15 protein-coding genes are annotated in these 14,775 nt (G+C 56.7%); 11 read left to right on the top strand and 4 right to left on the bottom strand.

The window, feature by feature from the left end:
• Nucleotides 1-11: 11 nt before the first annotated feature.
• The 4 genes from flk to FGI04_RS04630 all read right to left on the bottom strand — a co-directional run bounded on the left by flk (nt 12) and on the right by FGI04_RS04630 (nt 4,473).
• The gene (gene flk / locus FGI04_RS04615; RefSeq protein WP_342700391.1) at nt 12-1,223 is read right to left on the bottom strand and encodes a flagella biosynthesis regulator Flk; all 1,212 of its coding nucleotides are present in this window, start codon (nt 1,221-1,223) and stop codon (nt 12-14) included.
• Nucleotides 1,224-1,519: 296 nt separating this feature from the next.
• Nucleotides 1,520-3,037 carry a tripartite tricarboxylate transporter permease gene (locus FGI04_RS04620; protein WP_407273742.1) on the bottom strand — a complete coding sequence of 506 codons (1,518 nt, stop codon included), beginning with the start codon at nt 3,035-3,037 and terminating at the stop codon, nt 1,520-1,522.
• Between the two features lie 15 nt (nt 3,038-3,052).
• Entirely contained in the window at nt 3,053-3,481 is a 429-nt protein-coding gene (locus FGI04_RS04625) for a tripartite tricarboxylate transporter TctB family protein (RefSeq protein ID WP_407337387.1), read from the bottom strand.
• A 14-nt stretch (nt 3,482-3,495) separates the two neighbouring features.
• Complete coding sequence (locus FGI04_RS04630) at nt 3,496-4,473, bottom strand: Bug family tripartite tricarboxylate transporter substrate binding protein (RefSeq protein WP_407273741.1); 978 nt, start codon at nt 4,471-4,473, stop codon at nt 3,496-3,498.
• A gap of 202 nt (nt 4,474-4,675) precedes the next feature.
• Between FGI04_RS04630 and tctD the strand changes: the two genes are divergently transcribed.
• From tctD to cvpA, 11 genes are all read left to right on the top strand, one after another.
• Nucleotides 4,676-5,350, top strand: a complete 675-nt coding sequence (tctD, locus tag FGI04_RS04635; protein WP_407321589.1) for a transcriptional regulator TctD — start codon at nt 4,676-4,678, stop codon at nt 5,348-5,350.
• A complete protein-coding gene (locus FGI04_RS04640) occupies nt 5,337-6,728 on the top strand; it encodes a sensor histidine kinase (RefSeq protein ID WP_407336355.1) in 1,392 nt (463 codons plus the stop codon). The genes tctD and FGI04_RS04640 overlap by 14 nt, the downstream gene beginning before the upstream one ends.
• Before the next feature lie 134 nt (nt 6,729-6,862).
• Nucleotides 6,863-7,996 (top strand): 4-phosphoerythronate dehydrogenase PdxB, encoded by a 1,134-nt coding sequence (gene pdxB, locus FGI04_RS04645; protein WP_342700395.1) that lies wholly within the window; start codon nt 6,863-6,865, stop codon nt 7,994-7,996.
• An 85-nt stretch (nt 7,997-8,081) separates the two neighbouring features.
• Nucleotides 8,082-9,092 carry an aspartate-semialdehyde dehydrogenase gene (locus tag FGI04_RS04650; RefSeq protein WP_342700396.1) on the top strand — a complete coding sequence of 337 codons (1,011 nt, stop codon included), beginning with the start codon at nt 8,082-8,084 and terminating at the stop codon, nt 9,090-9,092.
• The gene (gene truA, locus FGI04_RS04655; protein ID WP_342700397.1) at nt 9,092-9,970 is read left to right on the top strand and encodes a tRNA pseudouridine(38-40) synthase TruA; all 879 of its coding nucleotides are present in this window, start codon (nt 9,092-9,094) and stop codon (nt 9,968-9,970) included. The genes FGI04_RS04650 and truA overlap by 1 nt, the downstream gene beginning before the upstream one ends.
• Before the next feature lie 30 nt (nt 9,971-10,000).
• The gene (locus FGI04_RS04660) at nt 10,001-10,666 is read left to right on the top strand and encodes a DedA family protein (protein ID WP_342700398.1); all 666 of its coding nucleotides are present in this window, start codon (nt 10,001-10,003) and stop codon (nt 10,664-10,666) included.
• Nucleotides 10,667-10,895: 229 nt separating this feature from the next.
• Complete coding sequence (gene accD / locus FGI04_RS04665) at nt 10,896-11,807, top strand: acetyl-CoA carboxylase, carboxyltransferase subunit beta (protein ID WP_248589403.1); 912 nt, start codon at nt 10,896-10,898, stop codon at nt 11,805-11,807.
• 79 nt (nt 11,808-11,886) lie between these two features.
• The gene (folC, locus tag FGI04_RS04670) at nt 11,887-13,155 is read left to right on the top strand and encodes a bifunctional tetrahydrofolate synthase/dihydrofolate synthase (protein ID WP_407336357.1); all 1,269 of its coding nucleotides are present in this window, start codon (nt 11,887-11,889) and stop codon (nt 13,153-13,155) included.
• Nucleotides 13,145-14,011 carry a cell division protein DedD gene (gene dedD, locus FGI04_RS04675; protein WP_407321585.1) on the top strand — a complete coding sequence of 289 codons (867 nt, stop codon included), beginning with the start codon at nt 13,145-13,147 and terminating at the stop codon, nt 14,009-14,011. The genes folC and dedD overlap by 11 nt, the downstream gene beginning before the upstream one ends.
• Before the next feature lie 81 nt (nt 14,012-14,092).
• Nucleotides 14,093-14,269, top strand: a complete 177-nt coding sequence (locus FGI04_RS04680; RefSeq protein WP_342700401.1) for a hypothetical protein — start codon at nt 14,093-14,095, stop codon at nt 14,267-14,269.
• Between the two features lie 3 nt (nt 14,270-14,272).
• On the top strand, nt 14,273-14,764 hold the full coding sequence (gene cvpA / locus FGI04_RS04685; RefSeq protein ID WP_012885419.1) for a colicin V production protein: 492 nt from the start codon (nt 14,273-14,275) through the stop codon (nt 14,762-14,764).
• Nucleotides 14,765-14,775 lie beyond the last annotated feature (11 nt).

Here is a 14,775-nt window from a genome sequence, read left to right on the forward strand (position 1 = left end):
TTTGCGAAGCGTTAGAGCAATACCCACATCAGCAACGCTACGACCACTACGGCGACTAACGCCAGACCGATAGGTTTATTGACCAGCGCCCGCCACTCCTGTGGCAACGCCATGATCAGCGGGTTGATAAACGGCTGCATCGGTGTGGTGGTGGCGTCTTGTATCTGTTGCAACCGCCGCCGGTACAGAAAGGCCACTACATCGCTAACCTGCGAAAGGGTAAGCGGCGTTTGCGGCGTGAGGTTGAGGGTATTACGGGTGAAATCCTGCAACAGTTGCTGCTCTTGTTGGTCGAGCGGTTGCTTTAGCGCCGCCTGTAACGTCTGCAACGTGGTCGGGGGGTGCTGCTGTAGCAGTGCGCTTTGTGTGTTAATGAACTGACTTAACACGTGAAAATTCTTCGCCGGTATCGGGTCGCCGATTTTTAACCCCTGCATGTCCATCAGCGTATGCCAGACTTTAGCGGGCGATTCACCGCTCAGCGCAACCAGTTTGGCAACCAACTGGTTGAGCTGGTTGTGTTCTGCGGGTAATAAGGCGCGGTCCAGCAAGGCGGCTGTTGAGGTATTGGCACCCAATCCGCCTGGTGCCACGCCAGCTTGTAACATCGCCGCCAGTTGCTGGGATGTTTGTGGCAAGGGGGAGGGGATCGTGGTCGCGGTAGGCGTTTGTGCCAACGGGAGTGTTTGCCCGTTAGCAGTTTGACCAAACGGCACCGTGGCGTTAGCGTCCGTAGACAACAGTGTGGCGGCCTGAGGCAACTGGCCGTTTTGCAGCAGCGTCACCACCAGTTTCAGTTGTGAAGGCGTCAGTGAACTTAACACGGTGTGACCAAATTGCTGGCGGATAAAGTCACTGGCTGCCTGACGGTTATTCCCCTGAGATAGCAGACTGGTCAATTGTTGCAGCAACTGGCGGGTATCCTGTGAACCTTGTACCGTGCTCAGCCGGTTTTGCAAACTCTGTTCGGCGGCCGGAAACTGGCTGGCGAGCAGTTCCGCATTATTTTTGTTACCCAATTCTGCTCGCACGGTTGCCCAGACTTCTGCTGGTCTGGCACCGCTCAGGGTGGAAATCTGCGTCACCAGCTTTTCCAGCGTGGTTCGTTGTGCCAGCGTCAACGGGAGGTCATCCGTCTGGGATGTCGCGGTTTTTGACAGCGTGGGGTCCAGCGTTTTTTCTCCCGGCAGGGAAACATTACCGGGATTACTGATCGGTTGCATGCTGCTCTCCTTACCGTAGACGCGTGACGGATTTCACCAGAGCCCGATGACGTTATCACCATGATCGGTGTCATCTGTGTGTTTATTGTCATCACAGCTGTTGTGATCATAACTATTGTCATCATAACAACGGTGCGGTATTCCCGATAGTCGTGGTGTATGAACCGGTTAATATTTCGTTAAGCAGGGCAAAAAGGCGAGAAAACGCAGAATGGGCGTGACGTCAGCGTTCCCCGTGGGCAACGCAGCACGCGGGGTGCAGAGCCCGCGTGCTGCGTTAGAGATTAGCGGTGGTGTTATGTGCGAGGGACGGACTGAAGCTGAGCACGGCGATGTCGCCAGCGTTTCAATACCGGCGGCACCACCAGAATCAGCACCGCCATCCCCAGTAACGTCTGGCTGATGTGCCCTTCCCACAGGATGGATAACCCGCCGTTGCTGATGGACAACGCACGGCGCAGGTTCTGCTCCAGCATTTCACCCAACACAAATCCGAGGATCAGCGGCGACATCGGGAAGTGCATTTTGCGTAGCAGGTAGCCGAATACCCCCAGCCCGACCATCAGTAACAGGTCAAAGGTGGTGCTATGTACGGCATAGACACCGACGGCGGAAATCGCGGCAATCGTCGGTACCAGAAACCACATCGGAATCGCCAGCATACGGGTAAACAGGCCAATCATCGGCAGGTTGAGCAGTAACAGCATCAGGTTACCGATCAGCATGGCGGCGATGAGACCCCAGACGATATCCGGCTGTTCGGTAAACATGGCCGGCCCCGGTGTAATATTGTATAGCGTCAGTGCGCCCATCATCACCGCGGTGGTACCAGAACCGGGAACACCCAGCGTCAGCATCGGGATAAACGAACCACAGGCGGAGGCGTTGTTAGCCGCTTCCGGTGCCGCCACGCCACGAATGTCACCTTTACCAAAACTGTCGCTGTTGCCGCTGATTTTCTTCTCCGTCATCCAGGCCATCGCACTGGCGATAGTGGCCCCCGCGCCGGGCAGGATACCGACAAAGAACCCCAGTAATGAGGAGCGTAATGTCGCCCCAACGCACTGCATGCCTTCCCGAACGTTAAACAGCATGCGTCCGGTCGCTTTGGTCAGCTTTTGTCCGCTACCGGTTTGTTCCAGCATCAACAGGATTTCGCTAACGGAAAACAGGCCAATGACCACCACCACAAACTGAATCCCGTCTGACAGGTGGACACTGTCGAAGGTGAAGCGGTAGACACCGGTGTTGGCGTCCACGCCGACTGTCGCCATCGACAAGCCGATCAGCGCGGCCAGAAACGATTTCAGCGGATTATGACTCATCATGCTGCCAAGGCAGGCGATGGCGAACACCATCAGCGCGAAGTATTCCGCCGGGCCGAATGCCAGTGACCAGTTAGCCAATAGCGGCGCAAACAAAATGATGCCGAGAATCGCGATACTGGAACCGACAAACGAACTGACAGCGGAAATCGACAGTGCCACCCCCGCTTTCCCTTGTTGCGCCATCGGGTAGCCGTCAAGGGCGGTCATGATTGCCCCGGCATCGCCTGGGACATTAAGTAGAATGGAAGAAATACGCCCGCCGTACTCGCAGCCGAGGTACACCGTCGCGAGCAGAATCAGCGCCGATTCCGCCGGCAGTTTCAACGCGAAAGCCAGCGGCATCAGAATCGCCACCCCGTTAATCGGGCCCAAACCGGGCAACAGCCCGACAACGGTACCGATAAAGCAGCCGATCAGCGCAATCATCAGGTTTTGCGGCGTCATCGCCACCGCAAAACCTTGCATCAGAAAAGACCAGATATCCATGAACCTGCCTCCCGGTTAGAGCCACGTGCCAGCTGGCAGCGTGACGTCGAGCAGTTTATCGAAGGCGTAAAACAGTGAGATGCCCATGACCGCGCCGGATAACGCCGCCATCCACCACACCGCGCCAAACAACATGCCGAGACCGCAACCCAGCAATGCGGTGGTCAGCGGAAAGCCCAGCGGTTCAAACAGCCAGGCGTACAGCGCCAGCATGATGACCAGCAGCAACAAGCGCTGACGAACCACAGCGGAAGGCCAGACAAGGGCGTCAGGTTTACGCAGCAGCATCAACACGGCACACATCGCCATCAATCCCAGAATCATGATGGGAAACGGGCGTGGGCCAACCGGTTCGTAGCTGTATTCGCTCTGGATTTCCCAGCCGATCACCAGGCCAATCAGGCACAGTAACAACCAGACCCCGGCAAACAGACGATCGCTCATCATGTGTTTCTCCTCTATTTAGCTAACCCAAACAGCTTCGCCTGCTCGCGGTAATCCGCGACCTGCTTTTTGATGTAGGTATCCAGCGCTTGTCCGGTCAGGTTGAACTCGAACAGACCACGCAGGTCGCGTTGCTTTTTAAATTCGTCGGTGGCGGCGATGTGCTTGAATGCCTGTTCCCACCACTGGTAGCTGGCCTCATTCACTTTGGGGCCGAGATAGAAGCCGCGAATGATTGGCCAGACTAAATCGTACCCTTGCTCTTTAGCTGTAGGGATGCTTGCCAGCGGCTCCGGCAGGCGCTGCTCGGAAAATACCGCCAGTACTCGAATCTTGCCGCCTTGCAGGTGGGGCACCATTTCGCTGATATCGCCGGAAACTGCCTGCACATGTCCGCCCAACATCGCGGTCAGCGGTTCACCGCCGCCTTCAAACGCCACATAGCGCATGTCGCGCGGACTGATGCCAGCATGGCGTGCCAGCATCGCAGTTTTCATCCAGTCCTGGCTGCCGATAGAAGCCCCGGCTCCGACCACCACCTGATTGGGGTTTTTCTGCATGGCACCGAGCAGGTCTTTCAGCGTCTGATAAGGGGAATCGGCCCGCACGGCGATCATGCCGTAATCGGTGCCGACCGCCGCCAGCCATTTCACATCATCGACGCCGTAGCGTCCGAATTTACCCTGCGCCAGGTTGAGCAGCGAACCGCCAGAAAAGGCGACCACGGTGCCGGGTTCGTCTGGCCGCTGCGCCACGATCGCGTTATACGCAACAGCACCGACACCCCCTGGCATGTAGGTGACGCGCATCGGACTGGTGAGCGTGCCGGTTTCTTGCAGCGATATCTGCAGCAATTTACAGGTCAAATCAAATCCACCGCCTGGCTTGGCAGGGGCGATGCACTCGGTACGTGTCGGTGCGGTTGTCGGGTTGGTCTCGGCGGTGGCAATCGAACCGCACAGCAGCAGGGAAAGGGCGAGGTATTTTTTCATTGTCATTCCTTCCTGTTTTTATTATTCCCGGAACGGGACTGTTGATGGATTGTTAATGAAGTAATCTTTCAGTTACCTTTCGGTTAGTGAAAATGTGTTCAGGATGTGATTACCGTCGCTTAAAAAAACGACTGGTCTTGAGGGAGAATGGTCACCAGCGGGTGATGAAAGGAGAAATCAATGTGGATAAAGGCTGACGGTGATGCGACTTTTACTGGTTGAGGATCATCCTGAGCTGGCGCACTGGCTGAAAAAAGCCCTGAGCGAGGCGGGATTCGCCGTGGATCTGGTCGGCGATGGTGTGGCGGCGGATCATCTGTTGCAGCAGGAAGCCTATACGCTGATGGTGCTGGATGTGTCATTGCCGCGGATGGATGGACTGGCGTTACTGGCGCGGTTGCGTAAACGCGGGCAGAACTTGCCGGTGCTGCTGTTGACGGCCCGTGCCAGTGTAGCGGATAGGGTCAAGGGGCTGAATCTGGGCGCGGATGATTATCTGACCAAGCCGTTTGAACTGCCTGAACTGGAAGCACGGTTGCGGGCATTGCTGCGGCGTAGTCAGGGGCAGATACAGGATGTGCAGCGTCTGGGTTCTCTGAGCTGGCACGATGAAGGCTACTTTCTGCTACAGGACAAACCGCTGGCGCTGACGCCGCGTGAGCAGGCGGTACTGCACACGTTGATGCAACGCCGGGGGCGACCAGTATCACGCCAGTATCTGTATGAACAGGTATTCACACTCGCCGATGAAGCCAGCACAGATAGCCTCGATCTGTACGTGCACCGTATCCGCAAAAAACTGGCGGGCAGCGATGTCATGATTGTCACGCTGCGTGGGTTGGGATACAGCCTGGAATGCCATCATGCTGAAAGTTAATTCGCTGCGTGGCCAGTTGATGCTCTACCTCGGTGTGCCGATGGCGCTGTTGTGGGCGTTGTCGGTGTGGAGCCACTACCACAGTGCCAAAGCGGCGGCGACGCAGGCCTATGATCGCACGCTGTTGGCGTCGGCACGTACCGTGGCTGAGCGATTGACGGTACGCAACGGTCAACTGGCGGTGGATGTGCCCTGGGTGGTGCTGGATAGCTTTGAGCGCAACATGAACGACCAACTGTATTATCAGGTCCTGACCCCTCAGGGTAATACGCTCTCTGGTTATGATGACCTGCCACCGTTGCCGCGCGGTATCCCGTTGTCCCGGCATTATCCGGCGCTGGCCCATTTCTATGATGCGCATTATCACGGCCGGGCTATCCGGGTGGCGGCGTTATGGCAACCGGTCAATGAGTCTGGCGTGGAAGGAATGGTGCTGATTCTGGTAGCGGAAACGCTGCGTTCTCGCGAGGCCTTTGCGCACCAGCAATGGCTGATTGCCTTGATTAGCCAAAGCGCATTGGTGTTGCTGGTACTGCTACTGGTGCTGCTGCTGTTTCGTAAATTGTTGCGGCCGTTGCGCCAGCTGTCTGGTGTGATGGCGCGCCGTGAGCCCGGTGATTTGACGCCGTTGCCCCCGTTATTACCCTGGTCTGAAATGCAGCCGTTGCTGGTGGCATTCAACCGGTATATGGCACGGCTTAGAGGCGTACTTCAACGGCAGGAGCGTTTTGGCGCTGATGCCGCGCATCAGCTCAGAACACCGTTGGCAGTGCTGAAAACGCAGGTGAGTGTGGCGCTCAATAGCCCTCAGCCTGCGCAGTGGCGTGACAGCCTGACCGGCATGAGCGCTACGCTGGACGATACCATCCAACTGACCGATCGTCTGTTGCAACTATCGCGTCTGAGAGCGCAAGACAGCAAAGAACACATCTGGCAAACCGTGGATTTGGCTGAACTGGTGCGGGATGCCTGCTTTTCCCGCCTGCCACAGGCGCGTAGCCGACAGATCGATCTGGGATACGAAGGCGATGAGCATTGCCTGATTCGTGGTGAACCGCTGCTGCTGGCGGAATTGTGCGCCAACTTGCTGGATAATGCGCTGAAATACACACCGCAAGGCGGCGTGGTGACGGCTCGGGTACAGGTGCAGCAACTGGAAATCGACGACAGCGGCCCGGGGATCCCGCCGCTGGAACGCGCGCAGGCGATGAGGCCATTCCACCGGCTGGATAACCATCATGGCTTACCGGGCGCAGGGCTGGGGTTGGCGCTGGTCAGGGATATCGCGCTCTGGCATCACGCTCGACTTCAACTGCTGGATTGCCCGTCACTGGGTGGACTGCGGGTACGCATCGTCTTTGGGGAGTCAGCTGCCTGATGCTGATATCTGATACCCCGTGATGAACCGATGCCGCTCGTCAGTGTTACCGGCAGTTGGTTTATGGCAGAATAACGCCCTTCGTTTTGTCGCGGCGACGCGGGTGTCGTCAGCGGTCTATCAGGAAAGCCAACGTGAAAATCCTTGTTGATGAAAATATGCCTTACGCTCAGACGCTATTCAGCCGCCTTGGCGAGGTAACGGCGGTACCGGGCCGGCCGATTCCGATGGAGGCTCTGAACGGGGCGGATGCCCTGATGGTGCGCTCGGTCACGAAAGTGAATGCCGACCTGCTGAGCGGCAAAGCGGTAAAGTTTGTCGGCACGGCGACAGCGGGCACCGACCATGTGGATGAAGTGTTTCTGCGTCAGCAGGGGATCGCGTTTTCCGCAGCCCCTGGCTGCAATGCGATTGCGGTAGTCGAGTATGTGTTTTCCGCGCTGTTAATGCTGGCAGAACGTGATGGCTTCGCGTTGACAGACCGTACCGTTGGGATCGTCGGGGTAGGGAACGTGGGGTCTCGCCTCAATGACCGGTTGACGGCGCTGGGGGTGCGGACGCTGCTGTGCGACCCGCCGCGAGCGGATCGCGGTGATGAAGGGCCGTTTTTGTCGCTAGACGAGGTGGTGGAGCAGGCTGATGTGCTGACGTTCCACACGCCACTATTGAAAGCGGGGCCTTATGCCACTTTGCATTGTGTGGATGCCGCACTGCTGGCGCGCCTGAAAGCAGGCACTATCCTGATTAATGCCTGTCGTGGCCCGGTGGTGGACAACGCTGCCTTGCTGGCTGCCCTTAAACGCGGCCAACACCTTAGCGTGGTGCTGGATGTGTGGGAACCCGAGCCTGAGCTATCTCTCGAACTGCTGGAACGGGTCGACATTGGCACGGCCCATATCGCCGGTTATACGCTGGAAGGTAAAGCACGCGGCACCACGCAGGTGTTCGAAGCCTGGAGCCGTTTTATCGGTCAACCGCAGCAGGTGGCCTTGTCGTCGTTACTGCCGACGCCGGAACTGGCGGAGGTGACCCTGACGGTGCCGTTGGATGAGTATCAACTCAAACGACTGGTGCATCTGGTGTATGATGTGCGCCGCGATGATGCCTTATTGCGTCAGGTCGCTCAGATTCCCGGCGAATTCGACCGGTTGCGTAAGTGCTATCAGGAGCGGCGCGAGTGGTCATCGTTGCATGTCATCTGCGCTGATCGCGAAAGCGCCGGGCAACTGAACCGGTTAGGTTTCACTGCGTCGGTTAACGAGCGCTAATTTCCTGTATCAAAATCAGATTAATCCGGGCGATGTCATCATCGTCCGGTGTGTTTTATTCATTATTCTTGGGGAGTACAACCACATGTCCAATGGCTGGAATATCGCGTTGCTGGGAGCGACCGGCGCTGTCGGCACCGCGTTGCTGGAGCTATTGCAGGAGCGTGAGTTTCCCGTGGGTGAGCTCTATGCGCTGGCGAGTGAAAACAGCGTCGGTGAGAGTTTGCGTTTTAACGGCCGTTCGCTGCGGGTAGAAGACGCGGCCGATTTCGACTGGTCGCAGGTGCAACTGGCCTTTTTCGTCGCCGGTATCGATGCCAGTGCTCGCTATGCGCAAGCCGCAGGCGATGCCGGGTGTCTGGTGATTGACAGTAGCGGCCTGTTTGCGCTGGAACCGGATGTCCCGCTGGTGGTGCCGGGGGTGAATCCGCATGTACTGGGGGATTACCGTAATCGCAATATCGTGGCGGTGGCAGATAGCCTGACCAGCCAGTTACTGACTGCGATTAAACCGTTGACGGAACAGGCTGGGTTGTCGCGTTTGCACGTCAGCAACCTGTTGTCGGTGTCGGCGCATGGTAAAGCGGCGGTGGATGATTTGGCGGGGCAAAGTGCTCGTCTTCTCAACGGTATTCCGGCCGAAGCGGGGCTGTTCCCGAAACAACTGGCGTTCAATATGTTACCGCTGCTGGCCGACAGTGAAGGTAGTGTCCGTGAGGAGCGTCGGCTGGTCGATCAGGTGCGCAAGGTATTGCAGGATGACGGCCTGCCGATATCGGTCAGTTGCGTGCAGTCGCCCGTGTTTTACGGTCATGCGCAGGTGGTGCATTTGGAAGCGTTGCGCCCGTTGTCTGCCGATGAAGCGCGTGATGTGCTGGTGCAGGCGGGGGATATCGCGTTGAGCGAGGAAGATGACTATCCGACGCAGGTGGAAGATGCCTCTGGCAATGTACAACTGAGTATTGGGTGTCTGCGTAACGATTACGGCATACCTGAGCTGTTGCAGTTCTGGTCGGTGGCCGACAACATCCGCTTCGGCGGTGCGTTGATGGCGATAGAAACTGCGGAACGGCTGATTGAGGAGTACCTGGGGTAATGACGGCGTTGCAGCATGCGGACGATGAGGCACCGCTGAAAATCGCTCTGGGGATTGAATATGACGGCAGTCGCTATTACGGCTGGCAGCGTCAGGCCGAGGTAGACAGCGTTCAGGGGTGTCTGGAAGCGGCATTGTCTCAGGTGGCGAACGAACGTATCGATGTGTTTTGCGCTGGCCGTACCGATGCCGGGGTACATGCTACCGGGCAAGTGGTGCATTTCACCACTCACTCAGTGCGCAAAGATGCCGCCTGGACGATGGGGGTGAATGCCAACCTGCCACCGGATATCGCGGTGCGCTGGGTCAAAACGGTGGATGAGGCGTTTCACGCCCGTTTTAGCGCCACGGCACGCCGTTATCGCTACGTGATTTATAACCGGCGTTTTCGGCCAGCCATCCTGTCGCACGGGGTGACGCATTATTACCTGCCACTGGATGCCGAGCGTATGCATCGAGCCGGTCAGTGCCTGTTGGGCGAGAACGATTTTACCTCGTTTCGGGCGGTGCAATGCCAGTCACGTACGCCGTGGCGTAACCTGATGCACCTGCGGGTAACGCGTCTGGGTGATTATGTGGTGGTAGACATCAAAGCCAACGCTTTTGTGCATCATATGGTGCGTAATATTGTTGGCAGCCTGATGGAGATCGGTTGCGGCAACCAGCCGGAAAACTGGATGGCTGAGCTGCTGGCGGCGAAAGATCGCACGCTGGCTGCTGCGACGGCAAAGGCTGATGGACTGTATCTGGTTGCCGTGGACTATCCACCGCATTTCGGGATCCCCTGCGCGTCGATGGGGCCGCTTTTTTTACCCGATGAAGTAAGAGACAGCGGCGTGACGGCGATAAACGGCGAAGCCGACATTGATATGAATTGAGTCGGTATTGAACTGAATAAGGACGCGATTATGCTCGATGTTGTACGGTTTATCATTGATTTTATCCTGCACATTGATGTGCATCTGGCTGAGCTGGTAGCGCAGTATGGCATATGGGTTTACGCCATTTTGTTCCTGATTTTGTTTTGTGAAACCGGGTTGGTGGTGACGCCATTCCTGCCTGGCGACTCGTTGCTGTTTGTCGCCGGTGCGCTGGCCTCGCTGCCGACCAACGATCTGAACGTCCACACCATGGTGGCGCTGATGGTGGTCGCGGCGGTGCTGGGGGATGCGGTGAATTACACTATCGGTCGATTGTTCGGTGAGAAATTGTTCCGCAATCCTCACTCACGCATTTTCCGCCGCAGCTACCTGGATCGCACCCATGCGTTTTACGAACGCCATGGTGGCAAGACAATAATTCTGGCGCGATTTGTGCCGATTGTGAGAACATTCGCGCCCTTTGTCGCCGGTATGGGGCATATGCGCTATCGTGAGTTCGCGCTGTATAACGTGACCGGGGCCGTGTTGTGGGTGTTGTTATTCACCTATGCCGGTTACCTGTTTGGCGACTTGCCGGTGGTGCAGGAGAACCTGAAGTTATTGATCGTGGCGATCATCTTCATCTCCATTTTGCCGGGGTTGATCGAGTTCTGGCGGCATAAGCGCGCCATGACACGGCAAAATATGAAATAAGTGGAAAATTATTTTAACATCCGGTTTGACCAGTTTTTTATCCACACGCCCGGATCGTTATGGTTTAATGAGCAGCATTTACGGCTGTGTTTGTATTAACAAGCCTTAATACCTATGTCTTGCCCCGGCTTGCCGGGATGGGACATCGCTTTATCGGCGGCGTTGCCAGGGATTGGGCAATGTGTAGCAGCGTACTGGCTGGTGCCAGGTTCAAGCAGAAAGGTTATCAATGAGCTGGATTGAACGAATTCTCAATAAAAGTAATGTCACACCTACCCGTAAGGCGAATATTCCTGAGGGGGTCTGGACGAAATGTGACAGTTGCGGTCAGGTGCTTTATCGCGCTGAGCTGGAACGTAATCTGGAAGTGTGCCCGAAATGTGATCACCACATGCGGTTATCTGCCCGGGCTCGTCTCCATGCGTTTCTGGACAAGGAAGGTATGGTAGAACTGGGCAGCGAACTGGAGCCCAAAGACGTCCTGAAGTTTAGAGACTCGAAGAAGTACAAAGACCGCATTGCTTCAGCGCAAAAGCAGTCTGATGAAAAAGACGCGCTGGTGGTGATGAAAGGGACCTTGTACGACATGCCGGTGGTTGCCGCATCGTTCGAGTTTTCTTTCATGGGCGGTTCCATGGCGTCGGTGGTGGGTGCACGCTTCGTTCGTGCCGTGGAGCAGGCGCTGGAAGATAACTGCCCGCTGGTTTGCTTCTCCGCCAGTGGTGGTGCCCGTATGCAGGAAGCGCTGATGTCGCTGATGCAGATGGCGAAAACCAGTGCGGCGCTGGCGAAAATGCGCGAGCGTGGTTTGCCGTATATTTCGGTGCTGACTGACCCGACCATGGGCGGTGTATCCGCCAGTCTGGCAATGCTGGGTGATTTGAATATCGCCGAACCGAAAGCGTTGATCGGTTTTGCCGGTCCGCGTGTTATTGAGCAGACTGTTCGTGAAAAACTGCCGCCGGGCTTCCAGCGTAGTGAATTCCTGCTGGAAAAAGGCGCTATCGACATGATCGTTCGTCGTGCGGATATGCGCTACAAACTGGCCAGCATCCTGTCCCGGTTGACTAACCGCCCGGAACCGCAGGAACCCGCTGTGGTGCGGTTGTCCGCCTCGCACGAATCACAGAGTGATGCCTAATCAATGATGAACCGGGAGCAGGGCGGCGTTATTGCCGTGTTCCCGGCAGTAATCAACCGTAAGTCAGTGAACGGGACTCATGGACAATCTTCAGACACCTCAAGCCACGTCGCCTTTGGCCACGTGGCTTCACTATCTTGAACATCTGCACAGTCAGGCCATTGATCTGGGCCTCGATCGCATCCGGCATGTCGCGGAACGCCTGCAGCTACAACAACCCTCTCCCCGCGTATTTACTGTGGCGGGAACCAACGGCAAAGGCACGACCTGCTGCACGCTGGAATCCATTTTGAGCGCTGCCGGGTTACGTGTTGGGGTGTACAGTTCGCCACATTTGCTGCGTTACACCGAGCGAGTACGCATTCAGGGGCAGGAATTAGCAGAATCACGGCATGCTGAAGCCTTTGCGGCGATCGAAGCAGGCCGCGACGGTACTTCGCTGACCTATTTTGAATTCGGTACGCTGGCGGCATTGTGGTTGTTTAAACAGGCACAACTGGATGTGGTGATACTGGAAGTGGGTCTGGGTGGTCGCCTGGATGCCACTAACATTGTGGATGCTGATGTCGCGGTGGTAACCAGCATCGCGCTCGATCACACCGACTGGCTGGGCAACGACCGTGACAGCATCGGTCGGGAAAAAGCAGGGATCTTCCGTGACAACCGACCGGCAGTGGTGGGCGAGCCGGACATGCCGGTCTCCATCGCCGCTGTCGCGCAGGAAAAAGGTGCCCGGCTGTTTCGCCGTGGTGCGGATTGGCAGTTTTCATTGCAGGATGGCGGCTGGCGCTGGCAGAACGGTGACGTTTGCTATGATGCGCTACCGATCCCCTCCGTGCCGTTGGCCAATGCGGCCACCGCGCTGGCAGCGCTACAGGTTTCTGACATTGCACTGAGTGTCGATGTGATTCGCCAGGGATTGCGTCAGGCGCAGCTACCGGGCCGTTTCCAGATTGTGAGCGAAAAACCGTTGTTGATTCTGGATGTCGCGCATAATCCTCATGCAGCCGCTTACCTTGCGGCCCGACTGGCCGATTTGCCGCGTACCGGCCAGGTGCGGGCGGTAGTCGGTATGCTGGCCGATAAAGATATTCCCGGTACGCTGGCGCATCTTAAGCCGCAGGTGGATGTCTGGTACTGTGCGCCGCTGGAAGGCCCGCGCGGTGCCAGTGCTGATCAATTGGCTGAGCATTTGACGCTCTGTACCCAGTATTCGGATGTGGCGACAGCCTGGCGGCAGGCGATGCAGGATGCCGGAGAAAATGATGTGGTGATTGTTTGTGGTTCTTTCCATACTGTCGCGCATGTGATGGAAGCGTTGGACGGGAGCGGAATGCATGGCGAGTAAGTTTCAGAATCGCCTGGTGGGAACCGTTGTGCTGGTGGCGCTGGGTGTTATCGTGCTGCCTGGGCTGTTGGATGGCAAAAAAAAGCATTACGAAGACGAGTTTGCTGCCATCCCACTGGTTCCCAAGCCGGGTGATACGCTGGAGGCAGAGTCGGTGCCGCCGGTCAACCAGTCGCTGCCTGCTCAGCCGCCTGAAGGCGCTGAAGCCGCGATGCAAAACAAAAATAACGCTGATGCCGAAACGGTGCCTGAGTCGACCCCGGCACCCGCCGTACCGGAACGCCGTGGGGCATCGTCGTCTTCTCATCCGGCGATGTCTGTCCCCCCGGTGGTGACAGAGCCGCGTCAGCCAGTGCAGCAGCTTGCTCCACCGGCGATGAAAGCGCAGCCGGCGAAACCTGAACCGAAAAAGCCGGAAACCAAAGCGGACGCCCGGCCTAAGCCCGATGTGAAAGCGGCTGAAAGCAAAACGCCTGACAACAAACCGAGCGAAAAACCGGTAGCGGAAGCTAAAACCGACACCCGTGCGCTGGAAACCCGATCGGCAGAAAATCGATCGACAGAAAATAAGTCGGCGGACGCTAAAGCGGCATCGCAGGAGCAGGCTCCGGCTGGTCAGGCTTTTGTGGTGCAGTTAGGGGCACTGAAGAACGCTGACAAGGTTAATGAAATTGTCGCGAAGTTGCGCTTGTCGGGATACCGTGCCTATACCGTGCCATCGGCACCGATAGCCGGGCAGATTACCCGTATCTACGTCGGGCCGGATGCATCGAAGCAGAAACTGCAGTCAGCATTGGGAGACTTGCAGCAACTGAGTGGGTTGAGCGGGCAGGTTCGGTCGTACAGCGCGCGCTGAGTCGGCCAACCGTCAGTCAGTTCATTGAGGGGTAGGGGAGCGTAGCGACCTTGCCCCTTGTGTTTTGTGGGGCTGGGCAATATGGCAGGTAGCGAACAGCAGGCGCTATTTGTCTGGCGGCAGGCGGTTTTTTTAATTTCTTCGCCTATCGAAAAAATCGGCAGGAAATACGCTACGCAAACGTTTTCTTTTTCTGTTAGAATGCGCCGCGAACAGGATGAGCGGCGCTATGATTGTCATCGTTCATTATTAGGATAGTTCATGGTTTGGGTTGATTACGTCATTATCGGTATTGTCGGATTCTCGGCTCTGGTCAGTCTCATCCGGGGGTTTGTACGTGAAGCGCTGTCGCTGGTGACCTGGGGGGCGGCGTTCTTTATCGCCAGCCACTACTATGCCTATCTCGCGGTCTATTTCACGCGGTTTACTGATGAGCTGGTGCGCAACGGTATCGCTATTGCCATTCTGTTTATTGCGACGTTGATTGTGGGTGCTATCGTCAATTATGTGATCGGTTCGTTGGTTGAACGCACCGGATTATCAGGCACTGATCGGGTACTGGGTATTTGCTTTGGTGCCTTACGGGGTGTGTTGATAGTCTCTGCGTTACTGTTTTTTCTTGATACCTTCACCGGTTTTTCACAGAGTGCCGACTGGAAGCAGTCCCATTTAATCCCGCAATTCAGTTATATCATCAGGTGGTTTTTTGACTACCTGCAAAGCACGTCGAGTTTCTTGCCGCGGCACATCTAGCCGCGGTAGCG

The sequence above is a fragment of the Dickeya ananatis genome, from assembly GCF_019464615.1.
Taxonomy (GTDB): domain Bacteria; phylum Pseudomonadota; class Gammaproteobacteria; order Enterobacterales; family Enterobacteriaceae; genus Dickeya; species Dickeya oryzae.